The organism is Rubrobacter aplysinae (genome assembly GCF_001029505.1).
In the GTDB taxonomy this organism is placed as follows: Bacteria; Actinomycetota; Rubrobacteria; order Rubrobacterales; family Rubrobacteraceae; genus Rubrobacter_A; species Rubrobacter_A aplysinae.
This window is the reverse complement of sequence record NZ_LEKH01000004.1, coordinates 59,999-73,809: the sequence shown is the minus strand read 5'-3', so window position 1 is coordinate 73,809 and position 13,811 is coordinate 59,999. Positions and strand designations below refer to the sequence as shown.

Below are 13,811 nucleotides of genomic sequence, written 5' to 3'. Positions count from 1 at the left end.
GAAGGCCCCGCGGCCGCGCCGCTGTAAGAAACCTGGCGAGAAGACGTAGCCCGCGGCACTGGGCGCGAACCGAGCTTTCACTGGGGGGAGAACGTCCGCCCTTTATCCGAGTAACCCGGCCTCCGCACGGGCCCGCTCCGCCCCCACCCGGGCGATGACACTTTCGTTTCAGGTTTATCGGCTTCGGCCGGAAGGTACGTAAATCGTGGGCTTTATGGGTTAAACGGAGATCGTAAGGGTGGTCTCGATGTTCGTCGGGGTGGATCTGGGGACGACAAGCGCGAAGGTCGTCGCCTACGATACGAAAGGCGGGGTTCTCGCCGAGTCGGAGCGGGAGTACCCTCTGCGCTCGCCGCTACCCGACCGGGCCGAGCAGGACCCGGAGGAGATCCTCGACGCCGCGCTCTCCTCTCTTTCAGAGGTGGTGCAGGCCCTGGCGGAGACGGATAGGCAAGTCTCCGGCGTGGCCTTCAGCGCGGCGATGCATAGCCTCATCGCGCTCGACAAGGACGGCTCTCCCCTGACGGCGGCGCTCACCTACGCGGACAACCGGGCCACGGACCAGGCTGCGAGGATCCGGGCCGAGATGGACGGGCTCTCGGTCCATCGCCGTACCGGTACTCCGGTACATCCGATGTCGCCGCTGGCGAAGCTCCTCTGGTTCCGCGAAGAGGATCCCGATACCTTCGAGGCGGCTGCGAGGTGGGTGTCGGTCAAAGAGTATATTTTCTACCGGCTTTTCGGCGAGTTCCTCGTAGACTACTCCATCGCCTCGGCCACCGGGCTTTTCAACCTCGAAGCGTTGGGTTGGGACGAGGGCGCGCTAGGGATAGCCGGGGTACCGGAGGAGAAGCTCTCCAGGCCCGTACCGACCACGCACGCTGTCCGGGGACTCGACGAGACGTACGCGCGGCGGCTTGGGCTGGACGCCGGGACGCCCTTCATCCTGGGGGCGAACGACGGGGTGCTGGCGAACCTCGGGCTGGGCGCCATAGAGCCCGGGGTGGTAGCAATGTCCATCGGGACCAGCGGGGCGGTCCGCACAGCCGTGCCGAGCCCGGCAGTGGACGAGGAGGGGCGCACGTTTTGCTATGCGCTCACCGAGAGCGTGTGGGTAATAGGCGGCCCGATAAACAACGGCGGCATCGCCTTGCGGTGGCTGCGCGACGAGGTGTTCCCGGAGCTCCGGGACGCGGCCGAGGCAGAGGACCGGGACCCGTACGATCTCATGGGAGAGCTCGCCGCCGGGGTAGAGGCGGGCTCGGGAGGCCTGGTCTTCTTGCCGTATCTAATGGGCGAGCGCGCCCCCCACTGGAACCCGGAGGTAAAGGGCGTGTTCTTCGGGCTGACCCTGAGACACGGGCGGGAGCACATGATCCGGGCCGTGCTCGAAGGCGTCATGTACCAGATGCACGGCGTCGCCCGTTCCCTGGAAGAGGTGGCCGGAAAACCGGACCGGGTCCGCGCCACCGGAGGGTTCGCCCGCTCCTCCCTGTGGCGGCAGATCACCGCGGACGTGTTCGGCCGAGAGATCTCGTTCCCCGAGAGCTACCAGAGCTCCTGTCTGGGGGCCGCGATCCTCTGCATGAAGGCTCTGGGAGAGATTGATTCTCTCGAAGAGGCTACGAAGATGGTCGGGACCGGAGACCGCCAGCAGCCCGACGAGCAGAACGCCCGCGTCTACAGGGAGCTGGTGAAGACCTTCGACCGGCTCTACGAGCGTCTGGAGCCGGAGTTTTCGGAGTCTCCAGAGTCTCCAGAGTCCGGCGCTGGCGAGTGATCAGGCAATGATCAGGCAACCTAGCTAGAGAGGAGTCTTAACGGATGTCACCGTACGCGTTGCTCGGCATAATCGTCGCGGCCGTCGCGCTGATACTGTTCCTCGTGATCGTGGTCCGGCTGCACGCCTTTGTCACGCTTCTCATCGTCAGCGGGCTCACGGCGCTCGTGGCCGGCATACCTCCGGGCAACATAATAGACACCATCGAGACCGGGATGGGCGACACTTTAGGCTACATCGCCGTGGTCGTCGGACTGGGGGCGATGTTCGGCGAGATGCTCCGGGTAACCGGCGGGGCCGAGCAGATAGCTCGCACGCTCATAGGAGCGTTCGGAGAGCAGAGGATACAGTGGGCGCTGGCCCTGACCGGGCTTCTCGTAGCCATCCCGGTATTCTTCGACGTTGGCCTGATACTCCTGATCTACCTCGTCTACTCCATTACCCAGAACCTGGGACGCTCGATCTACTACTACGCGATACCCCTGCTTGCCGGGCTGGTCGTGGCCCACGGCTTCATACCCCCGACGCCCGGCCCCATAGCGGCGGCCGGTATCCTGAACGCGGACCTCGGGTGGGTGATCCTCTGGGGCCTCATAGCCGGCATCCCGGCCGTCATCGTCGGCGGCGTGCTGTTCGGCACGTTCCTGGGTAACAGGGTCTACGTCGGCGTGCCGGAGTACATGCTGAGAGGCGAGGAGGAGGCCGAAGAGGAAGAGGACGGCACGAAGAGCACGCCCTCGTTCGGTCTGACCGTCTCCATAGTCCTGCTCCCGCTGGTGCTTATACTGGGTAACACGCTGGCGGGTACGGTGCTCCCCGAGGATAGCGCCTGGAGGACCGCGCTCACCCTGATCGGCAACCCCTTCACGGCGCTGACTATCGCGGTACTGCTCGCCTTCTACGTCGTGGGAGTCCGGCACGGCTACTCGCGGGAAGAGGTGCAGGGGATCGCCTCCAGGGCCCTGGAGCCGGTCGGGCTCATAATCCTGGTTACCGGGGCGGGAGGGGTCTTCGGCGCGGTGCTCTCCGAGAGCGGGCTCGGGGACCAGCTCCAGCAGCTACTCCAGGCCTCGAACCTCCCGATAGTGGTGCTCGCCTTCCTCGTGGCCGTCCTGGTCAGGGTCTCGCTCGGCTCCCAGACCGTGGCCATAGTCACGGCGGCGAGCGTGGTTACCTCGGTCGTCAGCGTCGGGGAATACTCGGCTCCCCTGCTCGGGGCGATAGTGATCGCGACCGGAGCCGGGTCCACGGTGCTCTCGCACGTGAACGACTCCGGCTTCTGGCTGGTCAGCCGCTACCTCGGGATAAACGAGAAGCAGACCCTCCAGTCCTGGACCGTGATGGAGACGATAGTGGGGGTGGTGGCGTTCCTGGTGATACTGGTGATCAGCCTCTTCCTGTAGCGCCTGTAGCGCCTGTGGCTCCCGTAGTTCTTAAAGCTCCGGCCGGGCGACGAGAAACCTCAGGAAGCCCTAGTGGGCCCCGCCCAGGTTCAGGCCGACGACCCCGGCGACTATGAGTAGCAAAGAGCCGACCTTTAACGCGGTCAGCGGCTCCTGAAAGTACAGGACTCCCACGAGTGAGATCAGGGCGACCCCGAGCCCCGCCCACACCGCATACGCGACGCTCACGTCGAAGCTCTTTAGCGCCAGCGTCAGGAGCACGAACGCCACCCCGTACAGCAAGAATATCGCCACCGAAGGCCCGAGCCTCGTGAACCCCTCCGACAACTTCATGCTCGTCGTCCCGGCAACCTCCGCCAGGATCGCGGCTACCAGATACAACCAACCCATCCCGCACCTCCTTTTATTTCGGATGTTTATTATAATATAAAACGCTAGAATTCTAGGGATGCCGAAGGTTGTGGATCACGAGTCGCGGCGGCGTGAGATCGCGCGCGCCGTGTGGCGGGCGGTCGGGCGTGTGGGGCTCGACGCCGTGACGGTGCGCGACATCGCGGAGGAGGCCGGTTACTCGACCGGGGTGCTCTCCCACTACTTCTCCGACAAGGACGAGATGCTCCTCTACGCCTTGCGCGTCTCTGTCGAGCTGGCCGCCGAGACTTTCGAGAGGGCCGAGAAAGTAGTTAAGGTCGAGGGACGGGACGGTGCAGCCTCGCCAGAGGCGCTGCGGGCGGGGCTCGCGGGCTGTCTGCCCCTGGACGATGCGCGGCGCGACGAGTGGCGGGTGTGGCTCGCCTTCTGGGGTAGGGCGGCGGCGGATGAGACCCTGGCCGCCGAGCAGCGCCGCTGGTACGAGCGGTGGCGCGGGCTGGTCCGGGATATGATCGCGGCCTGCCAGAGGGAGGGCACGCTCCCAGCGGGGCTCGACGCGGCCCGGGAGGCGGACGCCCTGGTGGTCGTGGTGGACGGCATTGGCCTGCAGGCGACCCTGGAGCCCGACCGGCTACCGGCGGAGACGCAGGTGGCTCTCCTGGACCGCCAGCTAGGATTGCTCGGTGGTGCCTGGTGATCAGGCCGGAGCCGGGTCGGCCATGCGCGGCGGATCATCTCCCTCTGCCCCTCTTATCCCTGTACGAAGACGCGCACGGGTACAATAGCCGCACATCCACCGGAGCCAGTTAGAGAGATGCAGAAAGGCGGCACCGAGTTGACACAGGCATCGTCGCAAGGGCAACAGGCGAGGCTTATACCCCGCGAGGTCCTATTCGGCAACCCCGAGCGGGCGCAGGCCCGGCTCTCGCCCGATGGCGGCAGGCTCTCGTTTCTCGCGCCGGTGGAGGGCGTCCTGAACGTCTGGGTCGGGCCGGTGGACGGCGACCTCGAACGGGACTTTACGCCCGTCACCGATGACCGGAGCCGGGGCATCCGGGCCTACTTCTGGACGGAGGATAACGAGCATCTCGTCTACCTCCAAGACCGGGACGGCGACGAGAACTGGCGGCTGTACGCCGTGGACCCCGGCTCGAACGAGCCCGGCGAGGCGCGGGACCTCACCCCGTTCGAGGGAGTTCAGGCGCAGGTGATCGGGCGCAGCCGCCGCAGGCCGGGCGAGATCCTGGTCGGCCTCAACGACCGCGACGAGCGCCTGCACGACGCCCACCGTCTCACGGTCGCGACCGGCGGGCTGGAGCTAGCCGCCGAGAACCCCGGAGATATATCCGGCTGGGAAGCCGACGAGGACCTGCGGGTGCGGGCCGCCGTGCGCACCCGCCCGGACGGGGGCTCGGACCTCCTGTACCGGGAGGCCGAGGCCGACGGGTGGCGCGAACTACTGCGCTGGGACCGGGAGGATAGCCTGAACAGCGGGCCGCTCGGGTTTACCGGCGACGGCTCGCGGATGTACCTGCTCGACTCCCGCGAGGCCAACGCCTCCCGGCTCGTCGTCCTCGACCCACAAAGCGGGGAGACGGACACGATAGCCGAGGACCCGCAGTACGACGTCGGCGGCGTGGAGCTGAACCCCGAGAGCCGCGAGGTCGAGGCCGTCGCCTTCGTGCGGGCGCGCACCGAGTGGGTGGTGCTCGGTGACGCCGTGCGGGAGGACTTCAAGGCGCTACGCTCCCTGCACCCGGGGGACCTCGCCGTGGTGAGCCGCGACCACGCCGACCGCCGCTGGCTCGTGGCCTTCGACGCCGACGACGGCCCGGCGGCCTACTTCTACTATGACCGCGAGGCCAAGGGCGGGGCGCACCTGTTCGACTCCCGCTCGGACCTGGCGGGCTACACCCTGGCGAGCATGGAGCCCGTCTCCTTCGCCGCCCGCGACGGGCTGGAGATCCACGGCTACCTGACCCTGCCCCCCGGCGCGGCCGCCTCGGAGCTGCCCGTCGTGCTGAACGTCCACGGCGGTCCGTGGGCCCGGGACATGTGGGGCTACAACCCCGAGGCCCAGTGGCTCGCAAACCGGGGCTACGCCTGTCTGCAGGTAAACTTCCGGGGCTCCACCGGCTACGGCAAACAGTTCGTAAACGCCGGCGACCGCGAGTGGGGCGCGGACATGCACGACGACCTCGTGGACGCCGTGCGGTGGGTGGTGTCGGAGGGCATCGCCGACCCGGAGAGGGTTGCGATCTTCGGCGGCTCCTACGGCGGGTACGCCGCGCTAGCCGGGGCCGCGTTCACCCCGGAGGTGTTCCGGTGTGCCGTGGACATCGTGGGGCCGTCCAACCTGATCACGCTCATACAGAGCATCCCGCCGTACTGGTCCACCCTGCGCTCGACGTTCACCGAGCGCGTCGGCGACCCGGACAACGAGCCCGAGTTTCTCGAAAGCCGCTCGCCACTGTTCTACGTGGACGACATCGGGATACCGATACTCATAGCCCAGGGAGCCAACGACCCGCGCGTCAAGCAGCAGGAGTCCGAGCAGATCGTGGCCGCCCTGCGGGAGAAGGGCCTCGACCACGAGTACCTGCTCTTCGAGGACGAGGGCCACGGCTTCGCCCGTCCCGAGAACCGCCTGAGGTTCTACGCCGCCGCCGAGGAGTTCCTAGCCCGTCACCTCGGGGGCCACGTACACGACGGCGGCTAGCCAGGCTAGCCACTCAGGGTAAGGGGTTATTAAAGCCATCCGTCCCGCCGGACGATAATGCCTGCAATGGTCCAGAGATTGGAAACCGGCGGAGACCGGAACGGTCAAAACGGGCGCACGGCGCAAGCCTCGCGGCCCAGTGCGCTGGCCGTAGCCTCCGATCTCGCCCGGAGAGTGGCGGCGGAGCCCGAAAACCTCGGCGACGGGCTCGCGGATACCGCCCGGTCTCTGACGCAGGCGCTGGACCTCGACGCCCTGGTAATCGAGGCCCGGGTCGGAGGGGAAGAGATCAGGGTCTCCTCGGGGGAAGAGACCCGCCAGGCGCGACCGCCGGAGGTCCCGATCCTGAGGGACAAGGTCCGGGTCGGCAGGATGCTCTTCTATACCGACCGCGAGAGCGCGGAGCCCGGGGTCCGGGAGGAGCTCCTACCAGTGGCCGACGTGCTCTCGCTCGCGGTCTCGACCGCCGAGGCCCACTCGACGGCGGCCCGCCGTTCCGCCCAGGCCAGCGTCGTGCAGCTCGCCTCCGAGGCGCTCTCGCGGACCCTGGACGAAGAGGAGATATACCGGGCCGTGCTGACCCTGACGATAGAGCTGCTCGACTCCCGGGCGGGGGCGGTCCTGGACGGCGACGGCGAGCCGGTCGCTTCCGCGGGTTTCGAGGACTTTCCGGAGGCCCTGGACGAGCTGGTGGGCCTGGGGCCTCCGGGCCGTCGCGGGTGGCAGGGCCGGATAGAGGGAGGATGCGCCGCCGGCGTGCCATTCGGAGGGCAAAACCAGCAGGCGGGATCTGTCCTGCTGTTCCGCGAGGAGAAGGGCTACGAGGAGTCGGAGGTGGCATCCCTGCGGCTCGTCGCCCGCCAGCTCTCCCACGCCCAGGAGCGGAGCCGGCTCCACGCCGCCCTGGAGCACCGGGACCTCGAAGCCATACTGGCCCTGTCGGCGGCGCTGGAGTCCCGGGACGGCACCACCGGCGAGCACATAGGCCGCACCCAGAGCCTCGCGGAGACTGTCGCCCTGGACCTCGGCCTCGGGCCCTCGGAGGCCCGCACCGCCCGCTACGCGGCGGTACTACACGACATCGGCAAGATCGGTATCCCCGACTTCATCCTCAACAAGCCGGGCGCCCTCTCGGAAAAAGAGTGGGCCGTCATGCGCCGGCACCCGGTAATCGGGGCGGACATACTCGCCAGCATCGCGGGGTTCGAGAGTATCTCGGAGGCCGTGCTCTCCCACCACGAGCGGTTCGACGGCGGCGGTTATCCCAGGGGAAATGCCGGCGAGGATACACCCGTCGAGGCCAGGATCATCTCCGTGGTCGACGCCTACGACGCCATGACCAACGACAGGCCCTACAGAGAGGCCATGAGCCATGAGACGGCGTTAGAGGAGCTGGAGCGCAACGCGGGCACGCAGTTCGACCCCCGCGTCATAGATTCGATGAAACGCGTCATCAGACGCTAGAGCCAGAGTACCAGCCGGAAAGGGAGGGACAGCATGACGGAGTCCAGAGTGCCATTCACCGACGAGCAACAGATGCTAGACGTGGGGGCCCACGTGTGCGCCATGCAGGACGGCCCCGAAAGGGTGCTACAGACGCTGGCCCTCGCCTTCGAGACCGGGCTCGGTCGCGGCGAGCGGTGCGCGTACATAGCCCCGGAGGAGTCCGCGCGCACCATCCGGCAGACGCTCGCCGCGAGCGGAGTGGACGCGGAAGGCGCCGTCTCCCGCGGAGATCTGGTTTTTCTGTCGGACCGGGAGGACCTCCTGAAAAACGGGGAGGAGTTCGATCCGGATCACCTCGTCGAGGCCATAAAAGGTCTCTTCGGGCAGACGCTCGAAGCCGGGTACGCCGGGCTCAGGCTCTCCGCTGACGTCCCCTGGCTAACGCGCAACGTGCCCGGCGGCGACAGGGCGCTGGAGTTCGAGGAGAAGGCGGATGAGATCGTCAACGTCAAGGGTGTGCCGCTCATGGCTATCTGTCAGTACAGCCTCAGCGACATGGACCCGGAGGAAACCCTGGACATAATGGAGCGCCACCCCCTGACCCTGATCGGAGGCCAGGTCCACACCAGCAAAGAGTACGGCGCCGCCTGATAACGCTGAGAAGGTAAGCCGGGCCCGGGAGGGAAGGGAGAGAAAATGGAGCACCCCGCCGCCAGCAACTGCGGCAACTGCGGCGACTGCGGTAGCAGGACCAGCGGGCTCCCCTATCCCCGCCCCTCGACGCCGCGGGAGATCACCTCCTCCACCCATCCCGTCTGCAGGCCGGTAGCCGCCGAGATCTCCTCCGCGGAATAGCCCCGCTCGTGCAGCCGCACGACCTCTTCCTCCAGGCAAACCTCTCCGCCGCCCTCCGTCACAGCTTCCTCCAAACGCTCCCGTATACCATAGAGTAGAGTATCCGGGGGCCTCTGACGATACAATCTCCCAGCATGAGATTTACCAAGATGCACGGCGTCGGCAACGACTTCCTGATCTTCGACCCCGGCGAAGTCGAGGGCGAGGACCTGGCGGGGCTCGCCCGTCGCTCCTGCGAGCGGCACTTCGGAGTGGGGGCCGACGGAATCCTGATTCCCGCGCGCTCCGAGAGTGCGGACCTGCGCATGATCTACCTGAACTCTGACGGCTCCGAGGCCGAGATGTGCGGCAACGGTATCCGGTGCCTCGCCCGCTATGCCCGGGACTACGAGCTGGTCGAGTTCCCGGAAGGCGGGGAGCTTACCGTGGAGACGGGCTCGGGAATAAAGGCGATCTCCGTCTTCGAGGACGGCTCCTCCCGGGTGGACATGGGGCCGCCGGTGGTGGATTCCGGGCTGTCGCTCGCGGGCCACGACTTCCACCGGGTCTCGATGGGTAATCCGCACGCCGTGGCGTTTCTCGACTCCGACGAGGCCGTGGACGGGGTGGATCTGCCCGGCATCGGCCCCCGCATGGAGCACGACCCGGCGTTTCCGGCGGGCACGAACGTGGAGTTCATCCACGTCAGGGACGGGCACGACTTGAGGATGAGGATCTGGGAGCGCGGCGCGGGCGAGACGCTGGCCTCCGGCACGGGCTCCTGCGCCGTGGCCGTCGCCGCGATACACCTCGGGCTGGCCAAGAGCCCCGTGGAGGTAGAGCTCGACGGCGGCGTGGTGCGGGTAGAGTGGGCGGGCGGCCCGGAGCCCGTCTACATGACCGGCCCGGCGGAGTACGTCTGCGAGGGGGAGCTACTAACACCCGACGTAGACGAGCATCCCCAGGAGCAAAGTCAGGATCAGGGCGGCCATTAGTACACCGGCGCTCGTAAGATGGTCGTCCAGCGAATCGTGATGCAGGAGTGCGATTACGTACTCCCTCCCGCGGTTTGATCGTCAAAGCCGCGTCCAACACTACACGACCTACAAGAGAAAGCGCGCTTCTTTCTCACCCGCCGGCTCTCAGGGCTGGAGGGGATGCTACGGATCTCCATCACCGGATGTGTCCGCTGCTAGATTGGCCTGTAGCTCGTCCACGAACTGACGCGCGGTGCGCCCGGAGCGGGCCGAGATCCTGCGCTCCCAGGCTAGCGCCCTCTCGTATAGCTCCTCTTTCGGCAGGTTCAGGCCGCGTACATCCGCCAGGTTCTCGACCATCCGCAGGTACTTTTTCTGGTCGGGGGCGAGAAAGGTGACGCGCAGGCCGAAGCGGGCCGCCAGTGAGAGCTTCTCGCGGGCGGTGTCCTGGGCGTGTACGTCCTCGTCACGCTCGGTAAAGCTCTCCCGGATCAGGTTCCGCCGGTTCGAGGTGGCGTAGAGCAGCACGTTCGCCGGCGGGGCCTGTAGGCTGCCCTCCAGCAGCGCCTTTAGCGCCTTGTAACCGGTCTCCTCGGCCTCGAAGGATAGATCGTCCACGAACACGACGAACCTACCCCCGCGCCCGCGCAGCGCGTCCAGCACGGCGGGAAGCTCCGGGAGATCCTCGCGGGCTACCTCCACGGCGCGCAGCCCCCGGTCGGCGTACGCGCCGAGCACGGCCTTCACGTTCGACGATTTCCCGGTGCCCGGCTGCCCGTAGACCAGGACATGACTCGCCGGTAGCCCCTCCAGGAAACGCTCGGTGTTGCGTAGTAGCGGCCCGCGCTCCTCCTCGTGGCCGCCGAGCTCGGAGAGGCTGACGGGATCTGGCTCGCGCACGGGCTCCAAGCCGCCGTCCTGCCAGCGAAACGCCCGGAATCGCCCGAGATCCCCGGCCCCGTGGCCGGAGAAGTACGCCTCCAGCCCGGCGACGCAGCCGCCCCAGTCCCCGGCTTCCGCGAGCCAGCGGGCGGTCTCCTGCCGCGGCGAGGAGCCTCCCGTAGGCTCGTCCCCGAGCGGCGTCCACAGGCCGTCCAGCTCCGGAACTACCTGGGAGACCATCGCCAGCAGCCCGGCGCAGCCGATCTCGTACAACCCTTGCAGCACGCCCAGCTCGCGCGCCGCCTGCCCCCGTATCGCCGGGCTGATCTCCTCGCCCCGTTCGGCGGCCAGGCTCCAGGGGTTCTCGTCGTCCAGTACGCGCAGGATCAGGTACGAGCGCCACGCGTCCGGCGTAGGCCCGTCCACGCCCCACTCCCGGGCAAGCCCGGACCAGAGCCTACCGACCCGGCGGGCAACGTCGCCGGCCTCCCCCTCGCCGGAGGAGAGAGTCTCTAGCAGGCAGAGCATCTCGCGGGCCGGGCCGGAGCCCACAACGTCCCGGAGCAGGGCCAGACCTCGGGCCCCGAGCAGCATCCGGTGTGTCGGTCCTGAAACCAAATCCCGGCGAGATTAGCACCCCCCGGACTGCCTCGCCAGCACGACCGGCGATCCACTCGTGGCTCTGATACTATTGCTCAGGAGAGTCCGGTCACAGGGCTCCCGGTGCTGTTTGGCGGCGTATAGACGGTGTCCGGCGCGGGGCCCGTGGCCCCCAGGGAAGAATCGTAGGATAGCGGTTTGGAAGAGTACACAGCGGATCACGGTAACCATTATCAGCCGGCAGAGGCCGAGGGCCCGGACGAGGCCGTGCGCGGGGACCATGGGGATCATCTCCTGCTCATGCATCTTCTGTACACGCGAAGGGCCGAAAAGAGAGATGAGATCAGCCACCACGAAGGCTACGCGAGCCTAGATTCTCTGCGGGAGGTCTCCAGGCTGCCGGCGTGGCGGGTGTGGGAGGTCGTCGAGGAGTTGCAGGAGCGGAACCTCGTGAGCTGCATATGGGTCTCGCGGGGGCTCCGCTCGCCTTCGGCGGACGCCTCCAGGGAGACCTCCTCGGACCTCCGGTTCCTGCGCGGCACCCAGGCCGGCCTTACCTCCGAGGGGCTCTCCTACCCCCCGCTCATGGAGTACCACCAGACGCGACAGCAAAGACACTGGGAGAGGCCGGAGCCCAGTCCGGACCAGAGACAGAGCCGGCCCCGCCGCCAGCAGGCCCCGAGCTCGCCCCGCACCCCGGGACATACGGGGCGTAAACCGGGCTCGTTCTCCCAGGCTCCCGGGGGTTATCACATCTACCGCCCCAGGGAACAGGCCGCCCGGCGTCTCCTCTACCTCGTCTGTCTGCTGTGCGCCGTGCTCCTGGCGGCCGTGGCTCTGGCGGTGCTGGCCCTCACCTGAGACCGACCCGACCCTCTAGAGGTCCTCGGAAGCCCCGGAGAATAGCCTACCGCTGGTTGAACTGATCGAACTGATCCAACCGGTCCCGGAACTCCTGACCGTTCGGGAGACTCTGCTGCGGTAGCTGATCCTGCGGCACCTGGTTGGGCAGCGGCTGGTTCTGCTGGCTCTGTGGATTCTGCGGGTTCTGGGGATTTTGTGGCTGCCGCCCCTGTTGCGGCCGCTGCGGCTGTACACCCGGCTGGTTCTGAGGCGGCTGGAGTTGAGGCTGGTCTTGCGACTGCTGCCCGTTCTGCTGACCCTGCTGATTCTGTTGCTCCTGTTGCTCCTGTTGCTCCTGCTGGTTGTCCTGGCTCTGTCCGGCGTCCTGTGCCTCGGCATCGAGGTAGGCGCTGGTTATCGTGGTGCCTATCTCGACGGCCGGGATGTCGGCGTTGCCGTCCACGTCAAGCTCGCCGCCGTTCTCGACCATCGCGGCGACCGCGATCTCGGGCTCGTCGGTGGGGGCGAAGGAGATCCACCATGAGTGCGGGTCGCCGGGCGGGGCCTCCGCGGTACCGGTCTTACCGGCGACCTCTACACCGGAGATCTGGGCCTTCCCGAGCGGAGGATCGTCCACGACCGACTGCATCATGGAGCTCATCTCCCCGGCGTGCTCCTCCGAGATAACGTCCGACCGTCGCACCTTTGGGGCGGGGCTGTCCAGGATGACGCCGTCCGAGGAGCGGACCTCCTTTACCAGCCGGGGCTCCATCATGTCCCCGTCGTTGGCGATAGTCGCGGCGACCATCGCCATCTCGAACACGTTAGCGCCGACCTTCTCCTGACCGAAGGATATGGGGGCCGTGTTCCCCGGCACCCACGTGGAGGGGTCCGAGCCCAGCGTGCTCGCGACGACCGGCAGGAGGAAGTCGTCATAATTGTCGCCGAAGCCGAAAGCCCGGGCCATGGCGGCGAGGTCCTGGGGACCGACCTCGTCCACGGCTATCTTGGAGAAGATCACGTTTATGGACTCGACCAGGGCCTCTCTCAGGGTCACCTCGCCGAACTGCTCGCCCTTGTAGTTTCTTATGGTGAAGCCGGGCAGCGGGTACTCGCCGGAGTCGAAGAACTCGGATTTCGGGGTGAGGCCGGACTTGAGCCCGGCCGAAGCGGTGATGGTCTTGAAGGTCGAGCCGGGCGGATACAGCGCCTGGGTCGCCCGGTTGATGAGCGGGAGGTCCTCATCCTGCTGGAGCTCGGCGAAGCCGTTCTCCTGATCCACCACCGCCGGGTCGTAGGAGGGATAGGTTACGAGAGCCAGCACGTCTCCCGTGTCCGGCTCGAAGGCGACCAGCGAACCGCGCCCACTGTCGGTCTTGGAGAGCTCATCGTAGGCGAGCTGCTGCAGCTCGGAGTCTATTGTCAGCTCGACGTTGTTTCCGGCCCGGGGGCCGCCGGTGGACTGGTTTATCAGCTCGTCCAGGGTCTGCGGGTCGCCGGAGCCCGTAAGCTCGCTGTTGAGCCGCGCCTCGACGCCGGCCTGGCCGTAGATGACGCTGGAGTAGCCGATGATGTTCGAGAAGGCCGCGCCCTCGGGATACTCTCTGTCGTAGGAGTACCCTTCCTCGCTATCCCGCCGCACGCTGTCCGCGAGCACGGTCTCGCCGTCGCGGGCGAGTATCAGCCCGCGAGGGGACTCCAGGTTGCGCGCGGCCTGCAGCGAGTTCTTGGGGTTGTTCGAGACCTCCTCGCGGGCATAGACCTGCCAGTAGGCCAGGGTAAGCACGAGCGCCACGAACCCCGCCGCTATGAGGTAGAAAACCCGCCTGAGTTGAACGTTCAAAGGCCTGGACTACTCCGTCTCTCTTCGTCTCTCTTCGTCTCTCTGTTTCACTTGCCTCTGTTCTAGCTTCCAAACGCCCCGATGCTAGCCCGTTATAGCCCGTTACGCAGGA

The 13,811-nt window shown here is 67.0% G+C and carries 12 protein-coding genes; 8 read left to right on the top strand and 4 right to left on the bottom strand.

All coding sequences use genetic code 11. The features are described from left to right. Positions 1-247 precede the first annotated feature (247 nt). Positions 248-1,780 carry a gluconokinase gene (locus tag ABD53_RS05625; protein ID WP_047864935.1) on the top strand — a complete coding sequence of 511 codons (1,533 nt, stop codon included), beginning with the start codon at positions 248-250 and terminating at the stop codon, positions 1,778-1,780. Positions 1,781-1,824: 44 nt separating this feature from the next. Further along, on the top strand, positions 1,825-3,183 hold the full coding sequence (locus tag ABD53_RS05620) for a GntP family permease (RefSeq protein ID WP_047864789.1): 1,359 nt from the start codon (positions 1,825-1,827) through the stop codon (positions 3,181-3,183). A gap of 69 nt (positions 3,184-3,252) precedes the next feature. On the opposite strand, the gene ABD53_RS05615 is transcribed toward ABD53_RS05620, so the two are convergent. Beyond that, complete coding sequence (locus ABD53_RS05615) at positions 3,253-3,573, bottom strand: DMT family transporter (RefSeq protein WP_047864788.1); 321 nt, start codon at positions 3,571-3,573, stop codon at positions 3,253-3,255. A 58-nt stretch (positions 3,574-3,631) separates the two neighbouring features. On the opposite strand from ABD53_RS05615, the gene ABD53_RS05610 reads away from it, so the two are divergent. The 4 genes from ABD53_RS05610 (at position 3,632) to ABD53_RS05595 (ending at position 8,371) form a co-directional block, all read left to right on the top strand. Beyond that, positions 3,632-4,252: a TetR/AcrR family transcriptional regulator gene (locus ABD53_RS05610; RefSeq protein ID WP_047864787.1), complete on the top strand. Its 621-nt coding sequence runs from the start codon at positions 3,632-3,634 to the stop codon at positions 4,250-4,252. A 138-nt stretch (positions 4,253-4,390) separates the two neighbouring features. Further along, positions 4,391-6,274, top strand: a complete 1,884-nt coding sequence (locus ABD53_RS05605) for a S9 family peptidase (RefSeq protein WP_200900298.1) — start codon at positions 4,391-4,393, stop codon at positions 6,272-6,274. A 66-nt stretch (positions 6,275-6,340) separates the two neighbouring features. After that, positions 6,341-7,738: an HD-GYP domain-containing protein gene (locus ABD53_RS15760; protein WP_152670610.1), complete on the top strand. Its 1,398-nt coding sequence runs from the start codon at positions 6,341-6,343 to the stop codon at positions 7,736-7,738. A 33-nt stretch (positions 7,739-7,771) separates the two neighbouring features. Beyond that, positions 7,772-8,371: an MEDS domain-containing protein gene (locus ABD53_RS05595; protein ID WP_047864785.1), complete on the top strand. Its 600-nt coding sequence runs from the start codon at positions 7,772-7,774 to the stop codon at positions 8,369-8,371. Between the two features lie 113 nt (positions 8,372-8,484). Here the strand turns inward: ABD53_RS05595 and ABD53_RS17205 are convergent, their stop codons facing one another. Beyond that, positions 8,485-8,637 carry a hypothetical protein gene (locus ABD53_RS17205; RefSeq protein WP_160309633.1) on the bottom strand — a complete coding sequence of 51 codons (153 nt, stop codon included), beginning with the start codon at positions 8,635-8,637 and terminating at the stop codon, positions 8,485-8,487. Positions 8,638-8,709: 72 nt separating this feature from the next. Here ABD53_RS17205 and dapF point away from each other — a divergent pair, with 72 nt between their 5' ends. Further along, the gene (dapF, locus tag ABD53_RS05590) at positions 8,710-9,549 is read left to right on the top strand and encodes a diaminopimelate epimerase (RefSeq protein ID WP_047864784.1); all 840 of its coding nucleotides are present in this window, start codon (positions 8,710-8,712) and stop codon (positions 9,547-9,549) included. 165 nt (positions 9,550-9,714) lie between these two features. Here the strand turns inward: dapF and ABD53_RS05585 are convergent, their stop codons facing one another. Then, on the bottom strand, positions 9,715-11,007 hold the full coding sequence (locus tag ABD53_RS05585) for an ATP-binding protein (protein WP_047864783.1): 1,293 nt from the start codon (positions 11,005-11,007) through the stop codon (positions 9,715-9,717). A gap of 204 nt (positions 11,008-11,211) precedes the next feature. Between ABD53_RS05585 and ABD53_RS05580 the strand changes: the two genes are divergently transcribed. Further along, complete coding sequence (locus tag ABD53_RS05580; RefSeq protein ID WP_047864782.1) at positions 11,212-11,874, top strand: hypothetical protein; 663 nt, start codon at positions 11,212-11,214, stop codon at positions 11,872-11,874. A gap of 46 nt (positions 11,875-11,920) precedes the next feature. On the opposite strand, the gene ABD53_RS05575 is transcribed toward ABD53_RS05580, so the two are convergent. After that, positions 11,921-13,699: a peptidoglycan D,D-transpeptidase FtsI family protein gene (locus ABD53_RS05575; RefSeq protein WP_053057727.1), complete on the bottom strand. Its 1,779-nt coding sequence runs from the start codon at positions 13,697-13,699 to the stop codon at positions 11,921-11,923. Between the last annotated feature and the right edge of the window lie 112 nt (positions 13,700-13,811).